Consider the following 24,576-nt stretch of genomic DNA (forward strand, 5'->3'; position numbering starts at 1 on the left):
AGGTCGGCAGCAAGAGCCCGCCGAAGCTTACAACTGTAGCTCTGTTGTTGTTTAACGGAAGGCTCTTCGGTCTTTAGATCGGAGAGGATGTCAAAAAGAAATAAGATGAACTTTTATCTTTTTTTGAGTAAAACTTATAAAAAACATTGAGATAGTTCACTGATTTGATGTTTTTTTTAGAAAAGGCTTTAATTTTGTATATATTAAAGATGTTGATTTGAGCTGTAGGGGTGGAAGAGCTAGATTTTTAGCTCTTCTTATTATCAAATAAATTTGAGGAGAATATCGTGAATAAATCACAACTTGTAAGCAGTATTGCAAAACAATCAGGCCTTTCTTTAAAAGACTCTAATGCTGCTCTGAACGCCTTTCTTGAAACTGTAAAAGATACCTTGGCAAAGGGAGATTCTATTTCTTTAGTAGGTTTCGGTACTTTCTTGGTTCGCGATCGTGCAGCTCGTGTCGGCCGTAATCCTCGCACCAAGGAAGAAGTCAAAATCCCTGCAGTAAAGGTTCCTGCATTTAAAGCTGGCAAACCGTTTAAGGATAAGGTTAACGGATAAAATTCAACTTTTGAAAGTCTAATTTTATTTTGGAGATCCACCTTAAAAGGTGGATTTTTTATTTGACCCCTCTAGTTCTTTCAAAGTTTTAAGCATTGACTGATATGTGCTATATTAAGCAAAAATAAGGCATGCAATGGCAGAAGCATTTGCCGGATGGTAGAGCATATCTAAGCATGAGCTATGTCATATTGCCTTAAAATAATTCATTAAAAGATAAGCATATTTGGTGCAGGAAGACCTGCGGAGTTGTTTGCATGCTAACTGATAAATTGCGCGAAGGTGCGCAAGGCCGAATTTTTAAGATCTTGTTTTGGATCATTATTCTTTCTTTTATCTTTACCGGTGTCGGCGGTTATTTGATCCCTCGTCTTAATACTGATCCTGTTGAAGTCGGTGAATATAAAATTACCGCAAATGAATGGAATCAGCAGTACACATCACAAACCCAGCAAATGCAGCGCATGTACGGTGCACGCTACGCTGATATGCTTGAAGATCCTCAATATGTAAGCAATCTGCGTTCACAGATCTTGGAAGGAATGATTGATAACGTAGCGTTTAATAGCGCCGTTTATGATCTGAATGTCCGTATCGGTGATGAGCAGGTACGCGAATTAATTCGTACAACTCCGGCTTTTCAAAAAGATGGAAAATTCGATAACGATTTATATTTAGCCGTTATTCGCAATATGGGGATGAATCCCGAGTATTTTGGAGAGCAGATGCGTATCAGCGCAATGGCAACCTCAGTATCTGATCCGATACTTCGTACTGCTTCATATCCTTTACCTTATGAAATAAGTGCTCTTGAGAATCTTTTAACCCAGACCAGAACTATAGATTTGTATGAACTGAATCTTGACGCTCTAAGGGCAGGATTCTCGGCAGATGATAATGAAGCTAAAGCATATTATGATGCTCATCATGATGCTTTTATGGCTCCTGCTAATGTTAAATTCAACTATATTCTTTTAACCGTAGATGAACTTAAAAAAGGTATTAATCCTACAGATGATGAGTTAGAAGAGTATTTAACTTTACACCAGGATGATTTTAAAGTACCTGAACACCGTGGTTTTTCTCATATTATTGTTCGCAGTGATAATCCTGATGCGGAAAAAATTGTTAAATCAATTGATGACGGTTTTGCTGCTGGAAAATCTTTTGCCGATCTGGCAAAAGAATATTCTGATGATTTATCTACCAAAGACATCGGCGGAGATATGGGAGAGATAATACGCGCCTCTTTGGCTCCGATTTTTGCAGATAAGTTATTTGCTCTTGAAACTATCGGATCTCATACTGATAAAATCGTTGATGCTGACGGCACTCACTATTTACAGTTAAACTCTATTGTTAAAGAACACATTCCTCAGTTAAATGAAATTAAGGATCAAGTTAAAAACGCTTGTATAGATGCAAAGGCACGTGAGCTTTTCAATGAACGCGTTACAACTTTGTCTGATATGTCTTTTGAAAATCCTGACTCTCTTGATGTGACTGCCGATGCTTTAGGAGTTACAGTTGCAGATTCCGGCGTAGTTGCTTTAGGTGCAACCAAAGTGCCGTGGCCGCTTAATACTTCAATGGTGCAGAACGCAGCATTCTCAGAAGAGAATATTTCATCGGGCGTAAATTCTTCAGTTGTAAACATCGGTGACGATGCAGCTTTAGTTTTAAATGTTTATGAGTCTCATGAAAGCATGCTTAAACCTTTTGATGAGGTTAAAGCTGAAGCAGTCAACGCAGTTATAAACGATAAAGCAAATAAAGAAGCTGATGCCTGTTTAAATACTTTTGCTAAAGCAGTAATTAATGATTCAAATACTGAGATTCCGGCTCATGTAGTTCATAGATCTGCTGTAACATTAAATCGCAGCAGCGCAGATGTTGAACCAGCTTTCGGTATGGCTCTGTTTGCTATTCCTCAGGAGGGGCAAAATAGGTATATTATTGCATCAAATAAGGGCAATCCGACTTTAGCTATATTAAAAGAAGTAGGAAATGCAGCAACCACTAATGAAAATGCAGAGCTGAATCAGATTTTACGCTCACAATTGGTGCAAGCCAATAGCCTGGAGTTACGAAATGCGCTCTATAAGGGTGCAAGAGAGCTTACAGAGATTACATACAATGAAGATGCAATTAAGCTTGTAAATCAAAGCGTTGATGAAGCACCTTAATTGTTTTTACTCTTAACTTACTAAATTTAAAATAATTTTTAGCCCGGAAGGCTTTACCCTTTCGGGCTTTTGTTATTTAATAGGCATGTTGTTTGTAAAATTTGACTGTTTATGCCGTTATTACTCTAAAGGGAAAGGCTTATCTTAAGAAATGTTTCTCTTTTAGTAAGAAAGAGTATCAATAACGGTGTAACTCTTCAGCTAAGCTGAAGACATGTTGGATATTTTGCCTTAGGCTTAAAAATGAACTTACACGAATATCAATCAAAAGAATTACTTCGTTCGTACGGTTTGCCAGTGCCGGAGTTTAAAGTTAGCTCTAAAACAACCGGTATAGGTAAAGCCGCATATGAATTATCTCCCGGTCCTTTTGTCTGTAAATGTCAAGTACATTCAGGTGCCAGAGGAAAAGCCGGCGGAGTTGTTGTAGTCAATACTCCAGCTGAAGCTGAAGCCTTTGCTGCAAAGTGGCTTGGAAATCGTTTGGTAACCCGTCAGAGCGGTCCTCATGGAAAGCCGGTATCAAAGATTTTAATTGAGCGGGCAACCGAAGCCGTTCGTGAGCTTTATATCGGTGCAACTATTGACAGAACAAATGCGCATTTGACTATTATGGCATCAGAGTCAGGCGGTATGTCTGTTGAAGAAATTGCAGCAACTCATCCTGAAAGAATTTTAAAAGTTCCTATTGATGAATTAACGGGTCCTCTGCCGTATCAGGGGCGCGCTCTAGCCTATAAACTTGGTTTAAAAGGTAAGCAGGTTAATGAATTTACCAAGATTTTTGTTGGAATTGCCAAGCTTTTTATTGATAAAGATTTGTCTTTAGTGGAAGTTAATCCTTTAGCAGTAACTAAGGAAGGATCTTTATTATGTCTTGATGCAAAAATTAACGTAGACTCTTATGCTCTTTATCGTCATCCTGAATTTTTAGAAATGGATGATCCAAGTCAGGAAGATCCGCGTATCGCTAAAGCCGTTGCTTCAGGATTTTCTTATGTGCCGCTTGAAGGAAATATCGGCTGTTTGGTTAATGGCGCAGGTCTTGCCATGGGTACTATGGACATTATTAAAAGTTCCGGCGGATCGCCTGCTAATTTCCTGGATGTAGGCGGTACGGCAACACGTGATCGTGTAATGGAAGCTTTTAAGATTATTTTAGAAGATCCTGCTGTTAAATGTATTTTAGTTAATATTTTCGGTGGTATTGTACGCTGTGACTTAATTGCAGAAGGTATTCGCGGCGCAATTACCGAAGTCGGTACCGATGTGCCCGTCGTTGTACGTCTTGAAGGAAACCATGCACAAGACGGAGCAAAGATCTTAAAGGAAAGCGGCCTTAATATTCATCCTGCATACGATTTACGTCAAGCTGCAGAGCTTGCAGTAGAATGTGCCGCTTCCTATAAGGAGAAAGTATGAGTATTTTAGTTAATAAAGATACTAAGGTTATTTGCCAGGGTATTACCGGATCTCAAGGTACGGCTCATTCTGAACAATGTCTTGCTTATGGTACCAAGCTGGTCGGCGGTGTTACTCCTGGACGCGGCGGTTCGTCTCACTTGGGGCTTCCGGTGTTTAACACGGTACGGGAAGCTGTTGAAGTAACTCAAGCTACAACATCAATGATTTTCGTACCACCTCCTTTTGCTGCAGATTCGATTTTTGAGGCGATTGATGCAGGTATTGAGCTTATAGTCTGTATTACTGAAGGCATCCCGGTTCTTGATATGCTGCGTGTTAAAGCTCGTTTGCGCGAAAGCGGTAAAACCCGTTTAATCGGACCGAACTGCCCTGGTATTGTAACGCCCGGAGAATGTAAAGTCGGAATTATGCCTGGATACATTCATACGCCGGGAAAGGTGGGAATTGTTTCACGATCCGGTACTTTAACTTATGAGGCTGTAAAGCAGACTACCGATGCAGGTTTTGGACAGTCCACATGTGTAGGGATCGGGGGAGATCCTATTCAAGGTTCGAACTTTGTCGATATGTTAAAGCTCTTTGAGGAAGATCCTCAGACTGAAGCTGTGGTAATGGTTGGTGAAATCGGCGGAACAGCAGAGCAGGATGCTGCCATGTGGATTAAGGAGCACATGACTAAGCCAGTTGTGTCTTATATCGCAGGTTCAACCGCTCCCCAAGGACAGCGTATGGGACATGCAGGCGCTATCATCACTGGTGGACAAGGTACCGCCCAAGCAAAGCAAAAAGCATTGCGTGAGGCCGGAGTTACAGTTGTTCCTACTGCAGCGGATATTGCAGACGGTTTGCGTGAAGCAACCGGCTGGAATTAAATAAAGTTGTGTCGGAAAGAGGGAATATCTATAAGAGATTCCCTCTTAATATTTTTTAACTAGCCTTTTTCGTTTAAAATTTTTACTTTTGCGCTTGCTCCTTCGGTTCCAAGGCTTTGATAAAGTTCATTCATTATTTCTTCTATTTTTATTTCTATCCCAAAAGGATAGTTTACAAGTAAAATTCCGGAGCCGCACATTCCTATATCTTCAGCTTGAGCTTCTATTTGTAACTCTGCCTGTAAAAGAGGCAGGTTAAGTCTTTTTATATCTTGAACTAGTTTTTTAGAGTGATCGATGGTGCGGGCTAATACCGGATACCAAATTAAAAAGCATCCGACATTCCATTTTTTAATAGCAATTTTTATATATTTAACCAGTTCAGGGTAATCACTCTTTTCTTCATAAGAAGGATCTATAACACACAGTCCGCGGCGCGGATTGGGAGGGAGCAACGCATTTAGTGCTTCAAAACCGTTGCGCTTTTGGATGTTAACCCGATTATCGCGACTAAAATTCTTTTTCAGCACTTCAATTTCTGCAGGGTGGAGGTCAATAAAGGTGAGTTTATCCTCTGCGCGGCTCAAAGCGCACTCGAAAAGAGGAGACCCGGGATAAAAATCAAGAGCGGAGGCTTTATTAATGCTTTTTATAACTTCAAAATATTCAGGAATAAGTTTATGCAGTTTTTCATTTGATATAACTTTATTAAGACCTGTGAGGTATTCTTTGTTTTTTTGGGCAAAAACTGAGTTTAACGAATAAATTCCTGCACCTGAATGAGTATCAATAATTGAATAAGGTTTATCTTTTTGATTTAAGAAGCGTAATGTAAGGCATAAAAGCATATGTTTTAAAACATCGGCGTGGTTGCCGGCATGATAACCGTGGCGATAACTTAACATGCGTGAAGCTCCTTTTCTTTATTTTCAAGATTTTCAAGCTCTAAAAGGTAGTTTACTTCCAGCTCTTCTTGGTTGGAAATCAGTGTTCCTCTTTCTTTTAGCAGGTTTTCAAGCTCTGCTTTGTGCTCGACATTATAAATTGAGCTGTCTGCAAGAATGCTCTCGATTTCTGCCATTCTATTTTTTATTTGCTCCAACTCTCTTTCAATTTTTTCAATTTTTTGTTTTAAAGGGCGCAGTAAGGCACGAATATTTGCTTCTTTCCTTTTATCTTCTTTTGATTTGAAGCTTTTATTACTTAAAGTAATATTTATTTTAGATGCGTTTTCATTATGATTTAAAAGTTTGCGCTGTTCATCAAGATAGTTTTTGTAATCATCAAGATCGCCGGAAAATTCTGAAACTTTATGATTGTCTACCAACCACAATTTATCTGCTATAGCTTCAAGCAGATGCCGATCATGCGAAACCAGAACCAATGCTCCGGGATATGAGGCAAGAGCAATGCTTAATGCTTCGCGCATTTCAAGATCGAGATGGTTTGTTGGTTCGTCAAGAAGCAATAGATTGGGCTTTTCAAATGCTATTATTGAAAGTGCTAACCGCGCTTGTTCCCCTCCTGACATAGTGCTTACTTTTGCAGTTGCTTTATCTCCTGAAAAAGCAAAAGAGCCTAAAAAGGAGCGTAAATCTTTTTCTCTTGCATTCGGGTCAATACGCTGTAAATGCTCTAGCGCAGTTAAATTAGGATCTAAAGATTCAAGTTCTTGCTGGGCAAAATATCCGATCTTTATTCCTTTGCCTAAAGTGACGGTTCCTGTTAACGGAGAAATGGCAGAACACAAAGTTTTAATCAAGGTTGATTTACCTTGGCCGTTTCTGCCTAAAAGGCCAATACGATCACCTGAAAGAATACTTAAATTTATGTTTTTAAGTACCGGTGCTTGTTCATTGTATCCGGCATTAACTTTATCAAAAGAAGCAATAACTGCAGGAGTTCTTTCAGGCTCTGGAAAAGAGAACGAAAAAGGTGATTCTTCCTGCGTAACTGCAGTAAGCTGCATTCGGTTAATCGCTTTGATTAAGCTTTGAGCCTGCTTTGCTTTGGTTGCTTTATATCTAAAACGATCAACAAAAGCTTGCATATGAGACAGTATGGCTTCTTCTTTCTTTCTTGAGGCTTTTTCAGCTTTAATTCGTTCTGCTCTTAAACGCTCATAGTCAGAATAATTGCCTGTGTACATGACTATTTTTCCACTTTCGAAATGAAGAATATCAGTACAAAAGCAATCTAAGAAATCCCGATCATGAGATATACATAAAATTGTGCCTTTATAGCTTTTAAGATAGCTTTCTAAAAAGAGCACGGTATCAAGATCAAGGTGGTTTGTCGGCTCATCAAGCAGCAATAAATCAGAATTTAAAATAAGTGCCCGAGCAAGATTAAGACGCATGCGCCATCCGCCGGAGAATTCTTTTACGGCATGAAAAATTTCTTCTTGGGAAAAACCAAGTCCATGTAAAAGTTCTTCTGACCGCGGTTTTAAAGTCCAGGCTCCGGCAATCCCCAGCTCATCTTCAATTAATGCTGCTTTTTCTCCATTACCGTTCTCAAGTGCGATTTTTTTGTCTTCAAATAATCGCATAACCTCCTTGTCTCCCTGCATGACATAATCAAGAGCAGAGATATCAAGAGCTGGTGTTTGCTGTTCCACGTAGGCAATTTTTATATTTTTAGGTACACCAATAGAGCCGAGTTCAGGCGCAAGATCTCCTAATATGGCTGCAAACAAAGATGATTTACCACAGCCGTTGCGTCCTATAATGCCGACTTTATGGCCGTCTGAGATTTGCGCGGAAGTGTGTTCAATAAGCACTTTAGAACCGCGCATTAAAGTAATATCGTTTAAAGTAATCACTAGTTCAATTTTTGATTCTGATTAAAAAGGATTGCTCCGCTTTTTACGTCAATAATCTTAAGTGATGCATTAGGTTTTTTGCTGATATCCTCAATGGCACCTAAGACAACATACGGAATATTTTGACTGCGGCAATGTCTTATAAGAGTAGGAATTAAAGAGCTTGAGCCAGAGTTTTGACTAATGTTGTTGTCTCCTTTAATAGGAGCATAACCGTTTCGGGCCAAGATCCCATATAGATCTGAATTAATGGTGTTGACGCAGTCATTGTATTTTGCGTCTACAACATAAGGTGATATATAAACAGCACTGCTTTGAGCCATAACATTGCGTTGCAAAACAGTATCCATAAGCGTTATTAAAGCACTTTCTGCTTTGCCTTGCATATTATCTATACAAACGGCAAGTTTGTCTTTTAACTTTTCAGGATATATAGGTAAACTTTCTCCGCTTGGCATTTTGCCGTCATGTTCTTCAAGAACAGCATCGGGAATTGAAGTTTGTGTTGCGTTGCCTCTGTTAGGTGTGATTGAACTTAATACAGAACATCCCGATAGAAACGATACCAGCAAGCAATATGCTATATAACGCTTATTTTTCATAAAAGTCTCTTATTTTTTATCAGGAAAGCCTAAACCGCCGAGTTTACCGCCTGCAAGAAGATGCATATGGATGTGAGGAACTTCTTGTCCTCCGTCTTTGCCGACATTGACAATTAAACGGTATCCGCTTTCATTTACGTTCAAATCTTCAGCAATTTTACGGGCAACGGTAAAAAGTCTGCCAAGAGCCGGTTCGTCGTCTTTAGTTACTTCTGCAACTGATGGAATAGGTTTGTTAGTCACGATTAAGATGTGATGCTCTGCTTTAGGGTTGATATCGGCAAAAGCTGAAACCAATTCATCATGATAAATAATTTTAGAGGGAATAGTTCCGTTAATGATTTTTGTGAAAATTGTTTCTTCAGCCATATAAGCTCCTTAAATTTTTTGAATGGCGATCACATTTTAAAGATTTTGGACTAAAATTCATAAAATATTAGTTCGTAAAACATTATAACATCAGAGCACTGGAGCAATGAATCAAACAGCTGACTATGAGCTTAGCGTTGTGATTCCAGTTTACAATGAACAGGAATCTTTGCATGATCTCTTTGACGCTTTAATTGCATATAAACAAAAAGCTAGCGTTAAAGTGTGCTTTCTTTTCGTAAATGACGGATCTTCAGATAATTCTCTCAATCTTATAAAGCAATTTTGTTTGTCTGCAACTGATTTTTATTATATTTCTTTAGAAAAAAGATCGGGACTTACCGGAGCTCTTAAAGCCGGTTTTTCTGAAGTAAAATCCGATTGGGTCGGTTATATGGATGCAGATTTGCAGACTTTTCCTGATGATTTTGAGCTTTTATTAAAAAATCGTTATCAAGGAGAGCTTATATGTGGAATAAGAGTAAAGCGGCATGACTCTGTTTCAAAAAAAATTCAATCCAAATTAGCTAATAAGATTAGAAATTTAGTAACACATGACGGTATTTCCGACACGAATTGTCCTTTAAAGATAGGTCGAACGAACTTACTAAATCGTTTACCTTTATTTTCCGGAATGCATCGCTTTCTTCCGGCTTTAGTAAAAATGACGGGAAATCGCGTGTACACTGTACCGGTTAGACATCAGGAGCGAAAACACGGAGTGTCTAAATTCAATTTAGCCAATCGAGCTTTTTCTGGCCTTGAAGATTTGTTTGCTTTTGCTTGGATGCGTTCACGGTATATAGAACCATCAGTTGCTGAAAGTGATTTAAAAGATCGTTAATATCAATATCAACATTTATTACAAAGTATAAATTATGACTTTTTTAGTAGATTCTCATTGTCATTTGGCTTCATTGTCTTACTCGGGGAAAGGACCAAAAAATGTGGCAGAAGCTATCTGCCGTGCACATGCATGTGGCGTTTCACATTTTTTATGTGTTGCATGCACACCGAAAGAATATAAAGAAATGAAAGAACTTACGTCCTCTTTCCCTGAGGTTTATAAAGCTTGCGGTGTTCATCCTTTAAATCTTGATGAGGCAAAAAATTGGACAGATGGTGAGCTGATTGATTGCCTTAAAGACAACGATGTCGTTGGTGTCGGGGAAACAGGATTAGATTACCACTACGCTCCGGAATCACGAAAAGAACAGTTGGAGTCATTCGCCCGCCAGATTGCAATTGCTAATGAAGTAAAACTTCCTCTAATCATTCATGCGCGAGATGCCCATATTGATACCGTTTCTTTAATGAGAAGTGAAAATGCCAGAGATGTAGGTGGGGTAATGCATTGTTTTTGTGATGAGGTTTCAATGGCAAGAGAGTGTTTGGATTTGGGATTTTATATTTCTTTTTCAGGTATAGCTACATTTAAGGCAGGTGAAAACGTACGCGAAGTTTTACGTTATGTCCCTCTTGATCGAATGCTGGTTGAGACTGATTGTCCGTATTTAGCGCCGGTACCGGTAAGGGGGATAGAAAATGAACCAGCTTTTGTTCGCTATACGCTTGAATGTGCAGCTGATATCAAAGGAATAAAAGCCCGCGATCTTGCAGCTATAACTTCAAGAAATTTTGAAGAACTATTTAACGTAAAATTGAGCGAAGCGACTATTGAACCGGCCGAGATTTCTTCATACAAGATAGAAAAAATCATGCGGCCTTTGTAACACTCAGTAAAAGCGCAATCTTTCTTCACGGCGTGCAAAAGGCTCTGTGATGATAAAAACAAGCGCTGCGACAGCACCGCAAAGAAAAGAAAATAAAATCCATTGCGGCATATTAAAACCAAGGAGCGACCAGTCAAGTTCAACGCATGCTCCTGTTGGCTTAAACATCCAGGGGAGCCATTCGTCTAATTTAAAAAAACTTGGAAAATCGGCGCGTAATTTACAGCTTGCACCGAATCCGTTGTTTGTGTAGTCAGCTAAGTGGCTGAAAGCAATCATTACGCCGAAAAGGGATCCGACAAAGAAAGTAAGTTCACCTAAAAGGCGCCATAGCCTGTTTTTAGGATTTATCAAAGCGATAATTCCGGCGGCTATGAATGTTAGGTATAGAGCTCGTTCATATACGCAGTTTACGCACGGTTCAAGTTTAAGTCCGTACTGAAAATACAAACCGCATCCTTCAAGAGTGACACCCAAAATAACAAGCAGGGCCCAAAAAAGCCGGCCCTGCGCAAAATATCTTATAAGTTTTATCAATTAAGATTCAATCTCTGTTATTTAGCTCCTCCGGCCATGGCTGCTGCTATTTCAGCTGCATGATTGATATCTCCCGAGGTTAACCAACCGAGGTCAATCATGTACTGTGTTGCATCAGGAAGCAGGAACCATGAAGCAAGAAGACCTACTAATGTAAGGACAATAGTGTAAGGCAAAGCCATCCACATCATTCTTACATATGATAAACGAATCAGCGGAGAAATGGCAGAGGTTAAAAGGAACAAGAAAGCAGCTTGACCGTTAGGTGTTGCAACAGACGGCAGATTGGTACCGGTGTTAATGGCAATTGCCAAATGGTCAAAGTGTTCACCGGAAATGATGCCGTTCAACATTGCGGTATGGACTTGCTCAATATAGATGGTGGCAACGAAAACATTATCACTTACGGAAGAGAGGATGCCGTTTGCCATATAGAAGATTGGCAATTGGGCGCTCTGCGGAGTTGACAATACCCACTCAATAAGCGGAGTGAAGAGGTGCTGCTGTGAAATAATGGTAACTACGGTAAAGAATACGCACAATAAAGAGCAGAAAGGCATTGATTCTACGAAGGCTTTGCCGAGCTCTTCTTCTGTGGTAATTCCGCAGAAAGTAGTTGCAAGAATAATAATTGATAAACCGATGAGACCTACAGCCGCAAGGTGCGTTGCCAAAGCGGTAATAAGCCATACACAGCATATGAGCTGAACGGTAAGACGCAGGATGTCACGCGTCGTCATGTTTTCCATTGTGCGTTTATCTTGTTCTACGAGAATTTTATAAACGCTTTCGGGCATTTCATGACCGAAACCGAATACTTTGAAACGCTCAATGATGTAGCATGTGGCAAAACCGAAAATAATGATAGGCACCGAGACAGGGGCAGCACGTAAAGCAAACTCGCCAAAGCTCCATCCGGCAACACCGCCTACAAGCAAGTTTTGAGGCTGACCTACTAAAGTGCAGACGCCGCCGATTGCGGTACCGCAAGCAGCCTGCATCAAAATACCTCTTAAAAATGCTCTGAACTCTTCCAAATCCTTTTGATAAAGTTTTGGAACAAAGCGATCGTCTGAAAGCCTTGAAGTTGCAGCATCTCCACAGATAGTCTGATGGTAAAGAGCATACATGCCCATGCAGATGGCAATTACAACCGCAACAACAGTTAAAGCGTCAAGGAAGGCGGCAAGAAATGCTCCCATGAAGCAGAAAATAAAAATAAGCAGTTTGTGAGAGCGGACTTTTACCAGCAATTTGGTAAAAATAAAAAGAAGCAGGTCTCGAACAAAATGAATACCTGCAACCATGAACATCAAAAGAAGAATGACTTCAAGGTTAACAGCGATTTCGTCTTTTACATGAGCCATATCGCATAAACCGTAGAAGCATGCTTCAATTGTAATTAAGCCGCCTGGCTGCAGCGGATAGCATTTAAGAGCCATAGCTAAAGTAAAAATAAACTCGGCTACAAGCATCCATCCTGCAAGCATAGGAGAAATGAAAATTGCTACTATTGGATTAATTATTAGACAAGCTACAATAAATAGTTTATACCAAACAGGCGCCGTTCCCATAAAGTTTAGAGCAAACGCCTTTGCTACACTCATGTTCGTCATTGTTTATATGCCTTATAGTTAGAAAATTATTAATCTGAAGTATAAAATTTTGGAGATAATAAATAATCTCACGTCTTGACTTGCAAGACTGCTGAAACTATATGCCATTATTATGAAATTTCACAGTAAAATTATCGTGATATATAGCAAACTTTTATGAATATCTACTTATTTTTAAAATATGTGTTCCTTTTTTGAGCGTTGGAAAATATCAAATTATTATTTGATCTGTTCTAAATATAAAAGATTCGTATAGATTTTATATTTGTATATAAAAATTAATTATTTTTAGAAAAATGTAGTTTATTGTTTGAAAATCTGAGTCAGATTAAACATTTTTAACCTTTTTTATACTTTAACACATGATTTACAGTGCACTTAAAGAGCAGATCTGCTAAAATTTTTACGATTTGTTGCCTGCCATCAGGTGAGATAAAAGGATTCTTTATGTCTACAATCGCATTTTTAACTTTAGCAATTTCCGTCGCTGCAGTGTTCGGTATATTGCTCGGTTCCGTGCGATATCGCGGCATCGGCTTAGGTATCGGCGGTGTTTTATTCTCCGGAATTTTTGTCGGACATTTCTCACATGAACTTTTCGGTTTGACTGTAAGAACAGCAGAAGGTCTGACTAGTGAAGGTCATATTTTAAGTTATGTCCAGGAGTTCGGCCTTATCTTATTCGTATACGCAATCGGCGTTCAAGTAGGTCCTAGCTTCTTTTCATCATTGCGCAGCATGGGCGCTAAACTTGTAGGTTGGGCTGTTCTTATTATTTTCCTGAACTGTTCGATTGCTTTATGCTTGCATTTTGCCGGAATCCTTTCTATCGACGCCATGGTCGGTGTTTACTCCGGTGCCGTTACTAACACTCCTGCATTAGGTGCCGCCTCTCAGATGATTCGAGATATGTCTGTGGCCCTTGCAGATAAAGGATATGATCCTTTAGCTACCGGATTTAATGAGCTTCTGGTGCCTTCAGCATACGCTATGGCTTATCCTTTCGGTGTTTGCGGTATTTTGGCCACCATTATCATTATCCGCCTTATCTTCCGCATCAATATTGATGAAGCTGCTGATGAATATTTCAAGAGCAAGACTGCAGGCACTCCCAGTGTTACCACTATTAACGTTAAGCTTTTGAATAAAGAGTTCTGCGGTAAAAAGATTATTGATCTTCCTGGTGTTAAAGAAGGATTAGTGGTTATTTCACGTGTAAAACGCGAACAGGAGCTCTTAGTTCCTCATCATGACCTTATTCTTCAGGAAGGAGATACATTACATTTAGTCGGTATCCCTTCAAATATCGGTAATAGCGCTAAGCTTATAGGTAAGGCTTCTGCTGAAACCTTAACCACCCGCGGTACTAAGATCACCGTACAGCGACTTGCAGTTACGAATCGTCATGTATACGGAAAACCTTTAGGATCTTTACATCTTGACAGCAGATTCCAGTTGGTAACTTCTCGACTCATCCGTTCAGGCGTGCAGTTTGTTCCTACACCGGACATGAAATTGCAGTTTGGTGACGTGTTAAACGTAATCGGTGAGGAAAAGAACATTAAGGAAGCGGCAGCAGTTGTCGGTAACTCAAATGCTGAATTGCATAAAGTTGCCATGCTTCCTATTTTTATCGGTTTGATTTTAGGTATCCTTTTGGGAAATATCCCAATCCCTGTGTCAGGCGTTCCTACACCGATGAAATTAGGCTTGGCCGGCGGTCCTCTTGTTATGGCCATCCTGTTGTCACGCTTCGGTGCTACATGGACGTTTAACACTTTGCACTGGGATATTCCTACCGCAGGCTTGTCCGCTTTGCGTGAAATCGGTATTACCTTGTTCCTTTCTATTGTAGGTATTAATGCTGGTGCGTCCGGATTCTGGCAGACCTTGACTCAAGGACCGGGTTTCTCTTGGATGTGCTGGGGTACTTTGGTAACTTTTGTTCCGCTTATCGTTGTAGGTATTCTTGCTTATAAGATTTCTAAGGTTAATTACTTGGTTCTAAGCGGCATGTTGGCTGGTACTTATACAGACCCTCCTGCACTTGCTTTTGCCAACGGACTGCATTCAAATCCTGAAGCTTCTTCTTTAGGTTATGCAACTGTTTATCCGGCAACTATGTTCCTGCGTATTTTGTCACCGCAGGTAATGATTATTATTGCTGTTTTAGCTTCCGGAATGAATGTCTGATACAACTTTAAATAAGCCGCCTGTTTCCGTGGGAACAGGCGGTATGTTATATGCAATATTAAAAGGACTTACTGGCAGTGCCAAAGATTTGAGCGCTTTTACTATAAGTCCTTTTATTTTTATATTTTCTCTGCCGTGTGCATTATTAGCCCCAATGCTGTGGGCTTTTTTAATTTTTAAATCTCATTGCGTTAAAGTTAAACAAGATTTTTCTTTGAGATTTTTTATAAGCAGGCATATAGGCAGTTTTCTTTTCTTTGAAGCGCTATATTTTATATGCTTGTTTTTGTTGTTTAACTTTGTGTTTTTTAAACTGGATTACTTGACTGATCTTTATATTTCACAAGCACAAAATTTAAATACCTTGCAAATAGGTACCGGAGCTCAAGCTGATTATGCACGTTCGGTAACTTTTCTTTTTGCTGTTTGTGCTCTTGTTGTTTTAATGTTGATATCGTTTCTTAGCTTAAGCGCATATTCTTTAATTAATAAAGATTCAAATCCGGTTAAAACGGCATTAAAAGCTTTATTACTAAATTTACCAGGTTTTATTGTTTTATATGCTGCCTGTGTTTGTGTGTTTATAGTTGTAGAACGTTCTTTTGCCGTTTTTAAGTTAAATGCAGTGCAGGCAATGGTATTAAATCAAGATTATTTTGATTGGTCTTTTGCTTTTATAGCTTTACGTATTTATCTTCTTTGTGCTTTTATTAACGCAATTTTTGTTTTAGGAGCACTTATTTTCAAATGTTTATCTATGCCGGATAAAAATGCTTAATAAAGACTCGTTATTAAAATTTTTAGAAACTCAAGGAGTTAGTTTTACTCTTTATCAGCATGCCAGAGTTTTCTCTAAAGCAGATCTTTCCAACATGCCTGAAACAGCAGGTGAGGTTTTAAAAAGTTTGGTGCTTACAAATAAGCAACACGATCTTTTTCTGTTTACTCTTCCTTTAAATAAAAATGCCGATTTAAAAAATTTGGCAATGAAAATTAATTCTACGCGTCTGTCTTTTGGTGTTAATCAAGATTTAAACCCTTTGGGAGTATTACCCGGAATGGTTAGTCCTTTGGCTCTTTTAAATGATTCTCAAAAGCGTTTTAAATATATTGAACCGGTAGAACTTAGACAATATCCTATAGTAAATTGTCATCCCCTTGATAATGCATATAGTATCGATATCGCTCTTTTAGATTTAGAGAGACTAGTTAGCGATTCAGGGCATGAAATTGTCTATGTATCAGATTGTTTAAAAGCATAAGATTATGAGGATCTCAGGATTAAAACCTTTTATAAGCCAAGAATCTGAAATTTTGATTTTAGGCTCTATGCCATCTATTGCTTCTATAAAAGACGGATTTTATTACGCTCATCCGCAAAATCGCATGTGGAAAATTATCGCTGAGCTTGCAGGAGTTGATGAACTAAAAACTATTGAGGAAAGAAAAAGTGCAGCATTGAAATTTCATTTGGCTTTTTTTGATGTTATTGAAAGTTGTGAAAGAGAAGGAAGTTTAGATAGCAATATAAAAGCAGTAAAACCTAATGATATCAATCACCTGCTTTTACTTTACCCTAAAATTAAACGCGTGATTACTAATGGTAATAAAGCCAAAAATTTATTTTTAACCTATAATCATAATTGTAAAGCAGAAATTATCCATCTGCCTTCAACAAGTCCGGCAAATGCCGGTTTTTCGCTTGATAGGTTAAAAAAGCTGTATTTGCCATATCTTGTCTGTCAGGATTGATTCATATGCGAAAATTTCGTAGTTTATTTTTTTTTATCGGCTTATCTTTAGCTGTTAACTGCGCTGTTGCTGTTGAAAATTCGCCTTTTGCTTTTAAAGCAGGCGATCCTGATGTTGTCACTATTGAGCGCTCCTACACTACAAGTTATATAAAAAAGGATCCTTTATGTAAAGACAGTCGCTTATCACCTGTCTGTGATTTTCTTATCGACTCGTACTCAAGACGATTTGAACGTGAGATGGTTATAAGATTCAATCAGTCAATAGATTTTAATTCTCCGGATTTTACCAGTATCGACAGATCGCGTTCATTTCAATATATAGTACTTTTCATGCATTTAAGTAAAAATATTCCGGTAGCAACTTTATATTCTTTTTTTAAAACAGATACGCCAAAAGCTCAAAATGAGTTTTCTATTGAAACTTTTAATTACGATATTGAAAAGAAAAAATCTTTAAGATTTGATGACTTATTTGAGGATAGTGAAACTGCGGCGATGTTATGTGCTCGCGCCGTACAACAGAAATTTGAAAAATATGATAGTTATTTACTGCCTGTGGTTATAGCAGCTACAGAATTGAGTCCTCATAATTTCATTATTACTAAAAACGGATTGCGTTTATTTTTTGCTGCAGGATTACTAAATGATGAAAAAGACAAGGTTTCTGAATGTGATATTAATATTGATGCTTTAAAAGAGGCTAAACCTTTGGCAAAATTTTGGCCGCAGCTTAAATCGGATGACAAAAAGTAAATGCGTATAAGAGAAACTGTCGAGAAAGATTTAGTTTTTGTTGATGCTATTTTTAATTCTGCGCGTGATTTTATGCGTTTGAACGGAAATCCTCATCAGTGGAATCAAAATTATCCTACATCCCGGGATGTAGCTCAAGATATTAAGAGTAAGAGAGCTTTTGTCTGTGTAAATGATGACGATATCCCGATCGGAACTTTTGCTTTATTTGATTATGAACCGGCTTATGACTACATTGAAGGTGCATGGTTGTCTGATAAGCCTTATAAAGCAGTTCATCGCATTGCAACAGTCAGAAAAGGGAAAATTGGCAGTTTTATTATTAAATTTTTAGAAGAAAAGTACGAGCATCTTCGTATTGATACACATGAAAATAATGTACCGATGCAGAATTTGTTAACTAAATTTAACTTTAAGCGCTGTGGAATAATTTATATTCCGGATCATGGTCAAAGAGTTGCATTTGAATTCGTAAAGTAAAAATTTAGGCTGCCCTTACCGGCAGCCTATTTTCAAATCAATGCAGTGCAAAACTAATCATAAAGACGATTGTGACAACCCACATTACAGGGGTGATTTCTTTATGTTTGCCGGTAAGGCATTTAAGCAAGCAGAAACTTGTAAAGCCGAATCCGAAGCCGTTGGCAATTGAATAGCTAAGAGGCATCATGACGATGGTAAGGAATGCCGGAATTGAGTCTGAGTAATCATTAAAGTTTACATGCAGAACATTCTTCATCATCATTGCACCTACAATAATAAGAGCAGGTGCGGTTGCAAATCCGGGAACAAGACCGGCAAGCGGCGCAAAAACAATTGCAAGAATGAAGCATATGCCTACTACAACTGCTGTAAGACCGGTTCTGCCGCCGGCATTAGTTCCAGCGGTACTTTCAACATAAGAGGTAACGGTACATGTTCCCATAATTGCTGAGAACATTGTTCCGCATGAATCTGTTAAAAGGGCACGGTCGATATTTTCGATTTTTCCGTCCTTGTCCATTAATCCTGCAGAGCGGGAAACACCAATTAAGGTTCCGATATTATCAAAAAGTTCAACTACGGTAAAAGTAAAAATGACCGATACAAGACCGTAATGAACAGCTCCCATTAAATCCATTTCCATAAATGTTTCAGTAAAAGCCGGAAGATCAAGACTTATTACCGAATCAATGGAGGTTGGGGCCGGAGTAATACCCAAACACATACCGATGATGGTTATTGACAGGATACCGATAAGCATTGCACCTTGAATTTTTAAAGCAAGAAGCAAACCTATAATTAAAATACCTAATGCGGATAGAAGAACGGACGGTTCGCGTAAGCTTCCTAAAGTAACTTTAGTTGCTTCATTGGCAACAACGATACCTGATCCTTGTAAACCGACGAAAGCAATAAACATGCCGATACCGACTACAACAGCGCATTTTAAGCTCATAGGTACTGAATCAATAATGTGCTGACGTAATTTGGTAATTGTCAAAATTAAAAATACTATACCGGAAACGAAAACGGCTCCCAGAGCAGTTTGCCAAGGCAAGCCTAAAGTTCCGCAAACATAGAAAGAGAAAAAGGCATTAAGTCCCATACCGGGAGCTACGGCAACTGGAAGATTGGCAAAAAGACCCATCACTAAAGTACAGATTCCCGCAGTCCAAATGGTTGCGGCAACCGCAGCTTCGTGAGGAATTTTAGCTGCTTCGAGAATTGAGGGGTTAACGAATATAATGTACGCCATAGCAACGAAGGTTGTTAGACCGGCGATAACTTCAGTACGTACTGAGGTATTTTTGGCTGTAAGACCGAAGTAGCGATCTAAAAAGCCTGAAGTATTAGGTTTATCCGACATGGGAACCTCATTTATAGGAAAGAAAAATGCCGACAAAAGGCGTTTGCAAATTAGCTAAAAATTAAGATAAAGTCAAGCATTTGTGATGCTTATATATCTCAGATCCTGGTTAATGCTGATATGAAATTATAAGAATTTATCATAAGAGAAATGCGGCAAAATTTCGTATTTAAAAAAGAAAGTCAATTTTCATACTCTTTACGAATTAAAAATATTAGAAGACAGGTTATTACTGTTATTAAGCCTAAAAATATAAAAGTTCCTTTTAATGTAAAGAGTTGTGCAATTGTTCCTAATAAAGCGGGACCTAAAAGCAATGCCGTATATCCTGAAACAGAGATAAAACTTACTGCGGAAACTATAGGCATTTTATTTTGTTTAGCAGCAGTAGAGAGGCTTAATGGCGTGATATTTGACATGCCAAGTCCAATACAGCAAAAACCTATAAACATCATGATTAAATTTGGAAAGAGAACTACGATAAAAAGTCCTACAGAGCACATAACAGCACCGTAGAAGGCTGTTTTAAACGGACCGAAACTGAAGATTATTTTAGAACCGTAAATACGACATATCAGCATACATAATGAAACAAGCGTGTAGCCGAAGGCTGCATATTTAAGGCTAATATTTCCCTCTATTGAAACGTATAGACCTGACCAATCAACCATTGCTCCTCCGACAATGAAAATTAAAGCGGTAATTAAAGCAAGGTATGTAACAGGATAGCAGGGTAAGGTGATTTTTTTATTTTTGTTCTGAATGCAATTTTTATTATCTTTAATATTTAAGGTGCAAGGTACGTAATAAACAGCTGTTAAGTACAAGATTGCAATAAGACTTGTTATAGCAAAATGAGGAGGTAAATTTAAAGATAAAAGAATAATAATTAAAGCAGATCCTAAGACTTCTCCAAGAGAATAATAAGCATGCAAAGGCGACATTAAACGCAATTTATATCGCCGCTCTAGAAAAGCTCCATAGATATTGATGCCGACTTCAAGACAGCCGACACTGATACCAAAAAATAAAAGGGTAATAAAAACTATATGAAAACTTGGTATAAATGACAAAATTACTAAGGTTAATGATGTTCCTAATGATGAGAGAGCATAAGTTATTTTGCTGCCGACTTTTTGTGTAAGAAATCCTGCAAGTATCATGCCGCATATAGAGCCTGCTCCCATGCAAAACACAAGTTTGGTAACATCTGCAGTAGACAAATTAAGTATTACTTGTACATAAGGAATAAGAGGCGCCCAACAGGCAATTGAAAAACCGGCAAGAAAATATCCGATTCTTGCTACTCGGATGTGATGTCGTGGGGTTATACGTCGCTGTTTGATTCCAAGAATTTCTAGGGCTTTAAGCAACATTTAAACTGCCTGTGTTAAATAGAATTTATTTTAATTAAATATCGAAAATATATGAAAACTTAAATTGATGCACTTTTTTATAAATTTTACTTATAAAATAATTTAAAACCTAGCTTATTATATGCTTTTATCAAAAAATAAGGTAAATTTATATCGATATTGTAGATCTTTATATAATGAACCAATGTTTCATGCCTTTATAGCACAAAGATAAGATAATGTTACTTTTAAGAAAAATATGCCTTTACCGATATATAAAAGGAGTATTGAATTTTTTGCTCAATGTGTGCTAGGAAAGGTTTGCAAGAACAAGCAAACACACCAAAACAGTATGATTCTTAAGAGAATTTTAAACGAAAAAATAAGGAAAAATTTAAGGAAGGACAGTAAGAACAGTTAAGATGGTCGGTGATGCGGGATTTGAACCCGCGACCACTACCTCCCTAAGATAGTGCGCTACCAGGCTACGCTAATCACCGACTCAACGGGGACGTATTATAGATGATTTTTTATAAAACGCAAGTATTTTTTATAAAAAACATCATTTACATGATTGCAACAATAAAAGAATTACATTTTAAGCTAGTTTAGCAATGAATGGAGATAGATGTAATTATTTGATATTAAATATTAAATTTAGGATAAGGGCACTTTCTAACATAGAAAGTGACACAATAATTAATTATTTGATAATCACATATTTAAGCAAATTAGAGATTTCGTTCATTATATAAATAACTGTTTAGTTTTAATTTTCTAATTTAAATCACTATTTTGTGTTTTTACTTTCTATATCGGTATCGTTGCAGGGTAAACGTGATTTATTAAATACACAGTGAATTTTCACCTGATTATGGCGGATGCGGTTTTAATTTTGATTGACGACAGTAATTGCATCATCATAGTTGTAATCGTCTGATTATTTTTTGTCCATGAAAAAAGCGGGAGCTGATTTGAAAACAATTAGAGATTTTCTTGGCAAAATGACAAAATTATGAGTAACTTTATGAGGCTGTGTCAGATAAAGGAAAAATACGCTAACTGAAGACGTAAAAAAATTACTATTAATTTTATCTGTCACAGCCGTATGGATAAATTTTTGCTGAAGTTTAAAAAAGCATCAGCATGAAAAAGATTTTATGCTTATTAAAATAATTTTATTTAGATTTTTCGGCATCAAATCTGCTTTTGGCAAGAGAACAGATTAATTCACATGATTTATCAAGGCCAAGATTGCCTACATCAATACACATTTGGTAGTTATGAGGATCTTCTATATTTTTTCCGGTGTAATGGAGATAGTGCTCAGAGCGTTTTTTGTCAAATTGTGACATTTTATCAAGAGCCACATCGTGAGCTTCTTTGTATTGTTTAAGGCAAAATTCAAGTTTCTTTTTGATATCGGCAAATAGGAATACGTTATAACAATGCGGATTGTCTTTTAAAATGTAATCAGCACAACGCCCGACAATAACACAATTATGTTTGCTTGCAATATTGCGAATAACTTTAGCACTTGCAACGAATAACATATCTTGTGATGATATTGATTTGTTAAGCGGGACAGAGTAGTCCTGCATAATCATTTCATACAGCAAGGCACTGTCAAGACCTTCATTTTTACTTACGGTTTGTTTACTAAGTCCTGATTCTTTAGCAATAAGCTCAATAAGATTAGTATCATAAAACTCATAACCCAATTTTTCTGCAACCATTTTACCTATAACTCGTCCGCCGCATCCGTATTCTCGAGCAATGGTAATCACATTACAAAAAGTGTGAGTTTGGATTTCTGAAGTTTGCTTGTTATCTTTTTTATCAATAAGATATACAGATATCCATTTCATTCTCGGTAAAAAGACTCTAACCAGCGGACCTACGCATAATGCCCCAATAAGAGTTCCTTCTCTTACTCCTTCAATTTGGGTAAATCCGGTAAAAATAAGAGATAAACATACAGCTAGTATGACAAGTGAAACATCAAAAATGGTTTTTATTACACCAAATTCTTTATTAGTTTTTTGAGCTACTATTTTTACGAAATATTCTCCAGAGACCATAGAAACGTCGGCAATAACCGCTAAAGTAATGCCGAAAGCTAAAACACATGTTCCGGTTATAAGTAGTGCCAGATGAAAGGGGTAAGCAAACTCTTCCGGTAAGAAATTTCTTAGTATAAACATACCAAGATCGATAGCCAGACAAAAAGGAACCGTAATAGGAACTTGCATTATGATGTTATAGATTTGCTGTTTTCGTTCTTGTTTATTTAAAAGTAAATATTGAGCAATGATAAGTAATACATTAAAAATGAAAGTTAATTGTCCGAGAGTCAGTCCGCAATGTAGAGACAGTACGTAGTTGGAGCTTGATATGGGGGTTGTTCCAACATTAGCAAAAGTGATCACTGCAATTCCGAAACCGTTTATTAACACTGAAAAAAGAAATAGAGAGTAGCGTTTTATTAGTTCTTTTTTACTCATTTATTTTCCTCGGGATTTAATTTACAAAACACTAAATAAAATTTTTTATAGTTTTTTACCGTGTAAATATAAAGTGATCACAAAGATACAAAGTATTTAATTTTGTTAAATACTACATAAGATAAAAAAATAAGCCCCTGTTATTTAGACAGGGGCGGAGGATTTTATAATTTAAATTTTATCTTTTAGTTCTTTATTGACTATATTGCAGACTGAGGCATCTGACCACACGTTAACTCCTGTTTCAAGCATATCAATAATGGCATAAACAGGTAAAATCACACCCATCAGCAAAACAGGCACATTCATCGAAGAAAGCAGCGAAATGGTCAGGAAATAGCATCCCATAGGAACGCCGGCATTACCGATAGCAGCGATCGTAGCAATAAATATCCATGAAATAATGGTTATAGGAGTAATCTCAACTCCCGTATTTTGAATCAGATACAGGGAAGTAACCAAAATAAAAGCTGCGCAGCCGTTCATATTGATTGTAGTGCAAATAGGCAGTACGAATCTGGAAACTTTAGGATTTACTCCCAAATTATCTTCGGCTGAGGCCATAGTAACAGGCAGGGTTCCGGCGGAGGATTTAGAAAAAATAGCTACGGCTATTGCCGGCAACATTCCACGAGCTACTTTTAACGGGTTTAAACCGCGGATAAACAGAATCAGCGGCAATATGATGAACATTTGAATAAGGTTTGATCCGACAACTACGGCAAAATAAGTTGCAAGACCGCCTAACATTATTCCGCCTTCAAGCTCTGCAATTAATTTTGCCGTAAAACCCATAATACCTATAGGCAAGATCACGATGAGCCAACGGATGAGAATGAAGAGAATGTTTTGCAGACCTTCAATAAAGTTCACGACGGCATCGCGTTTGGCATCTTTTGGCATAACTGCAATAGCAATACCGAAAGCTGCTGCTATCAAAAGTACTGATAAAACATTTCCGGACACGAAAGGCTGAAGCAGATTATTAGGAATAACATTTAATATATGATCAAAGTAGGAGGCGTTAACAATTTTATTCGGATCTACAGCTCCTGACATTTCTGAGGGAACATTTTCCGGTTTTAAAGTTAAAAACAAGCTTGCTGCAACCAAGGCTGAAATAATGGTAGTAAGCAAAGTGTAGAAAATGGTATGAACGAAAATCTTTCCGCTTTCAGATCCTTTTCCAAGTTTGGCTAAAGTAGTGATTAACGCCAGAGCAATAATCGGTACAGCGATAAAGCTGAACAATCTGGTGAATACGGTTGCAATAAAGTCCATCAGATCATGTAAAAATACACTTTCTGAAAAGCCGCTTGCTATGCCGAGGATGACTGCTCCGACATAGAATATTGCTGTTGCAGCGCGTCTTTTTCCCGGAATTTTACCGATTATATTGCGCGCTGAATCTTCAATTCGATTGCGTCTTAGTATATTCATT

At 37.8% G+C, this 24,576-nt stretch carries 22 protein-coding genes and 1 tRNA gene; 12 read left to right on the forward strand and 11 right to left on the reverse strand.

Going from position 1 to position 24,576, the window contains the following annotated elements; genetic code table 11:
• Positions 1-287 precede the first annotated feature (287 nt).
• The 4 genes from HMPREF9444_RS03415 to sucD all read left to right on the forward strand — a co-directional run bounded on the left by HMPREF9444_RS03415 (position 288) and on the right by sucD (position 5,046).
• Positions 288-563 (forward strand): HU family DNA-binding protein, encoded by a 276-nt coding sequence (locus HMPREF9444_RS03415; RefSeq protein WP_009142957.1) that lies wholly within the window; start codon positions 288-290, stop codon positions 561-563.
• 257 nt (positions 564-820) lie between these two features.
• Positions 821-2,749: a SurA N-terminal domain-containing protein gene (locus HMPREF9444_RS03420; RefSeq protein ID WP_009142958.1), complete on the forward strand. Its 1,929-nt coding sequence runs from the start codon at positions 821-823 to the stop codon at positions 2,747-2,749.
• 243 nt (positions 2,750-2,992) lie between these two features.
• A complete protein-coding gene (sucC, locus tag HMPREF9444_RS03425; RefSeq protein WP_009142959.1) occupies positions 2,993-4,171 on the forward strand; it encodes an ADP-forming succinate--CoA ligase subunit beta in 1,179 nt (392 codons plus the stop codon).
• The gene (sucD, locus tag HMPREF9444_RS03430) at positions 4,168-5,046 is read left to right on the forward strand and encodes a succinate--CoA ligase subunit alpha (protein WP_009142960.1); all 879 of its coding nucleotides are present in this window, start codon (positions 4,168-4,170) and stop codon (positions 5,044-5,046) included. Before sucC ends, sucD begins: the two co-directional genes overlap by 4 nt.
• A gap of 59 nt (positions 5,047-5,105) precedes the next feature.
• Here the strand turns inward: sucD and HMPREF9444_RS03435 are convergent, their stop codons facing one another.
• The 4 genes from HMPREF9444_RS03435 to HMPREF9444_RS03450 are packed head-to-tail and all read right to left on the reverse strand — an operon-like array spanning position 5,106 to position 8,841.
• Positions 5,106-5,951 carry a 23S rRNA (adenine(2030)-N(6))-methyltransferase RlmJ gene (locus HMPREF9444_RS03435; protein WP_009142961.1) on the reverse strand — a complete coding sequence of 282 codons (846 nt, stop codon included), beginning with the start codon at positions 5,949-5,951 and terminating at the stop codon, positions 5,106-5,108.
• Positions 5,945-7,870, reverse strand: coding sequence for an ATP-binding cassette domain-containing protein (locus HMPREF9444_RS03440; RefSeq protein WP_009142962.1), 1,926 nt, complete (start codon positions 7,868-7,870; stop codon positions 5,945-5,947). Before HMPREF9444_RS03440 ends, HMPREF9444_RS03435 begins: the two co-directional genes overlap by 7 nt.
• Positions 7,870-8,472 carry a hypothetical protein gene (locus HMPREF9444_RS03445; protein WP_009142963.1) on the reverse strand — a complete coding sequence of 201 codons (603 nt, stop codon included), beginning with the start codon at positions 8,470-8,472 and terminating at the stop codon, positions 7,870-7,872. Before HMPREF9444_RS03445 ends, HMPREF9444_RS03440 begins: the two co-directional genes overlap by 1 nt.
• A 9-nt stretch (positions 8,473-8,481) precedes the next feature.
• Positions 8,482-8,841, reverse strand: a complete 360-nt coding sequence (locus HMPREF9444_RS03450) for a histidine triad nucleotide-binding protein (protein WP_009142964.1) — start codon at positions 8,839-8,841, stop codon at positions 8,482-8,484.
• A 106-nt stretch (positions 8,842-8,947) separates the two neighbouring features.
• Here HMPREF9444_RS03450 and HMPREF9444_RS03455 point away from each other — a divergent pair, with 106 nt between their 5' ends.
• Together HMPREF9444_RS03455 and HMPREF9444_RS03460 are read left to right on the forward strand one after the other, a co-directional pair.
• Complete coding sequence (locus HMPREF9444_RS03455) at positions 8,948-9,685, forward strand: glycosyltransferase (protein ID WP_009142965.1); 738 nt, start codon at positions 8,948-8,950, stop codon at positions 9,683-9,685.
• A gap of 34 nt (positions 9,686-9,719) precedes the next feature.
• Positions 9,720-10,574 (forward strand): TatD family hydrolase, encoded by an 855-nt coding sequence (locus tag HMPREF9444_RS03460; RefSeq protein WP_009142966.1) that lies wholly within the window; start codon positions 9,720-9,722, stop codon positions 10,572-10,574.
• A 3-nt stretch (positions 10,575-10,577) separates the two neighbouring features.
• On the opposite strand, the gene HMPREF9444_RS03465 is transcribed toward HMPREF9444_RS03460, so the two are convergent.
• A complete protein-coding gene (locus HMPREF9444_RS03465; RefSeq protein ID WP_009142967.1) occupies positions 10,578-11,111 on the reverse strand; it encodes a disulfide bond formation protein B in 534 nt (177 codons plus the stop codon).
• A gap of 17 nt (positions 11,112-11,128) precedes the next feature.
• Positions 11,129-12,727, reverse strand: coding sequence for a sodium/proton antiporter NhaB (gene nhaB / locus HMPREF9444_RS03470; protein WP_009142968.1), 1,599 nt, complete (start codon positions 12,725-12,727; stop codon positions 11,129-11,131).
• Positions 12,728-13,174: 447 nt separating this feature from the next.
• Here nhaB and HMPREF9444_RS03475 point away from each other — a divergent pair, with 447 nt between their 5' ends.
• The 6 genes from HMPREF9444_RS03475 (at position 13,175) to HMPREF9444_RS03500 (ending at position 17,907) form a co-directional block, all read left to right on the forward strand.
• The gene (locus tag HMPREF9444_RS03475; RefSeq protein ID WP_009142969.1) at positions 13,175-14,920 is read left to right on the forward strand and encodes a putative transporter; all 1,746 of its coding nucleotides are present in this window, start codon (positions 13,175-13,177) and stop codon (positions 14,918-14,920) included.
• A 322-nt stretch (positions 14,921-15,242) separates the two neighbouring features.
• Positions 15,243-15,698, forward strand: coding sequence for a hypothetical protein (locus HMPREF9444_RS10920; RefSeq protein WP_148514349.1), 456 nt, complete (start codon positions 15,243-15,245; stop codon positions 15,696-15,698).
• On the forward strand, positions 15,691-16,182 hold the full coding sequence (locus tag HMPREF9444_RS03485; RefSeq protein ID WP_009142971.1) for a YbaK/EbsC family protein: 492 nt from the start codon (positions 15,691-15,693) through the stop codon (positions 16,180-16,182). Before HMPREF9444_RS10920 ends, HMPREF9444_RS03485 begins: the two co-directional genes overlap by 8 nt.
• Positions 16,183-16,186: 4 nt before the next feature.
• Positions 16,187-16,672 (forward strand): DNA-deoxyinosine glycosylase, encoded by a 486-nt coding sequence (locus tag HMPREF9444_RS03490; protein WP_009142972.1) that lies wholly within the window; start codon positions 16,187-16,189, stop codon positions 16,670-16,672.
• Positions 16,673-16,677: 5 nt separating this feature from the next.
• A complete protein-coding gene (locus HMPREF9444_RS03495) occupies positions 16,678-17,427 on the forward strand; it encodes a hypothetical protein (RefSeq protein WP_009142973.1) in 750 nt (249 codons plus the stop codon).
• Complete coding sequence (locus HMPREF9444_RS03500) at positions 17,428-17,907, forward strand: GNAT family N-acetyltransferase (protein ID WP_009142974.1); 480 nt, start codon at positions 17,428-17,430, stop codon at positions 17,905-17,907.
• A 37-nt stretch (positions 17,908-17,944) separates the two neighbouring features.
• On the opposite strand, the gene HMPREF9444_RS03505 is transcribed toward HMPREF9444_RS03500, so the two are convergent.
• The 5 genes from HMPREF9444_RS03505 to HMPREF9444_RS03525 all read right to left on the reverse strand — a co-directional run bounded on the left by HMPREF9444_RS03505 (position 17,945) and on the right by HMPREF9444_RS03525 (position 24,575).
• A complete protein-coding gene (locus HMPREF9444_RS03505) occupies positions 17,945-19,276 on the reverse strand; it encodes an NCS2 family permease (protein WP_009142975.1) in 1,332 nt (443 codons plus the stop codon).
• Positions 19,277-19,458: 182 nt separating this feature from the next.
• Positions 19,459-20,652, reverse strand: coding sequence for an MFS transporter (locus HMPREF9444_RS03510; protein ID WP_009142976.1), 1,194 nt, complete (start codon positions 20,650-20,652; stop codon positions 19,459-19,461).
• A 402-nt stretch (positions 20,653-21,054) separates the two neighbouring features.
• Positions 21,055-21,131 (reverse strand) — tRNA-Pro (locus HMPREF9444_RS03515).
• Positions 21,132-21,809: 678 nt separating this feature from the next.
• Positions 21,810-23,135 (reverse strand): cytidylate kinase family protein, encoded by a 1,326-nt coding sequence (locus tag HMPREF9444_RS03520; RefSeq protein ID WP_009142978.1) that lies wholly within the window; start codon positions 23,133-23,135, stop codon positions 21,810-21,812.
• Positions 23,136-23,306: 171 nt separating this feature from the next.
• Positions 23,307-24,575, reverse strand: a complete 1,269-nt coding sequence (locus tag HMPREF9444_RS03525) for a dicarboxylate/amino acid:cation symporter (RefSeq protein ID WP_009142979.1) — start codon at positions 24,573-24,575, stop codon at positions 23,307-23,309.
• Position 24,576: the final 1 nt, after the last annotated feature.

This window comes from Succinatimonas hippei YIT 12066 (assembly GCF_000188195.1).
Classification (GTDB): domain Bacteria; phylum Pseudomonadota; class Gammaproteobacteria; order Enterobacterales; family Succinivibrionaceae; genus Succinatimonas; species Succinatimonas hippei.

Excerpts from the sequence above, each read along its gene's own strand:
- HMPREF9444_RS03420 (WP_009142958.1), top strand. The coding sequence starts at position 821 with ATGCTAACTGATAAATTGCGCGAAGGTGCGCAAGGCCGAATTTTTAAG.
- sucC (WP_009142959.1), top strand. The coding sequence starts at position 2,993 with ATGAACTTACACGAATATCAATCAAAAGAATTACTTCGTTCGTACGGT.
- sucD (WP_009142960.1), top strand. The coding sequence starts at position 4,168 with ATGAGTATTTTAGTTAATAAAGATACTAAGGTTATTTGCCAGGGTATT.
- HMPREF9444_RS03435 (WP_009142961.1), bottom strand. The coding sequence starts at position 5,951 with ATGTTAAGTTATCGCCACGGTTATCATGCCGGCAACCACGCCGATGTT.
- HMPREF9444_RS03445 (WP_009142963.1), bottom strand. The coding sequence starts at position 8,472 with ATGAAAAATAAGCGTTATATAGCATATTGCTTGCTGGTATCGTTTCTA.
- HMPREF9444_RS03450 (WP_009142964.1), bottom strand. The coding sequence starts at position 8,841 with ATGGCTGAAGAAACAATTTTCACAAAAATCATTAACGGAACTATTCCC.
- HMPREF9444_RS03455 (WP_009142965.1), top strand. The coding sequence starts at position 8,948 with ATGAATCAAACAGCTGACTATGAGCTTAGCGTTGTGATTCCAGTTTAC.
- HMPREF9444_RS03460 (WP_009142966.1), top strand. The coding sequence starts at position 9,720 with ATGACTTTTTTAGTAGATTCTCATTGTCATTTGGCTTCATTGTCTTAC.
- nhaB (WP_009142968.1), bottom strand. The coding sequence starts at position 12,727 with ATGACGAACATGAGTGTAGCAAAGGCGTTTGCTCTAAACTTTATGGGA.
- HMPREF9444_RS03475 (WP_009142969.1), top strand. The coding sequence starts at position 13,175 with ATGTCTACAATCGCATTTTTAACTTTAGCAATTTCCGTCGCTGCAGTG.
- HMPREF9444_RS03485 (WP_009142971.1), top strand. The coding sequence starts at position 15,691 with ATGCTTAATAAAGACTCGTTATTAAAATTTTTAGAAACTCAAGGAGTT.
- HMPREF9444_RS03490 (WP_009142972.1), top strand. The coding sequence starts at position 16,187 with ATGAGGATCTCAGGATTAAAACCTTTTATAAGCCAAGAATCTGAAATT.
- HMPREF9444_RS03495 (WP_009142973.1), top strand. The coding sequence starts at position 16,678 with ATGCGAAAATTTCGTAGTTTATTTTTTTTTATCGGCTTATCTTTAGCT.
- HMPREF9444_RS03500 (WP_009142974.1), top strand. The coding sequence starts at position 17,428 with ATGCGTATAAGAGAAACTGTCGAGAAAGATTTAGTTTTTGTTGATGCT.
- HMPREF9444_RS03505 (WP_009142975.1), bottom strand. The coding sequence starts at position 19,276 with ATGTCGGATAAACCTAATACTTCAGGCTTTTTAGATCGCTACTTCGGT.
- HMPREF9444_RS03510 (WP_009142976.1), bottom strand. The coding sequence starts at position 20,652 with ATGTTGCTTAAAGCCCTAGAAATTCTTGGAATCAAACAGCGACGTATA.
- HMPREF9444_RS03520 (WP_009142978.1), bottom strand. The coding sequence starts at position 23,135 with ATGAGTAAAAAAGAACTAATAAAACGCTACTCTCTATTTCTTTTTTCA.
- HMPREF9444_RS03525 (WP_009142979.1), bottom strand. The coding sequence starts at position 24,575 with ATGAATATACTAAGACGCAATCGAATTGAAGATTCAGCGCGCAATATA.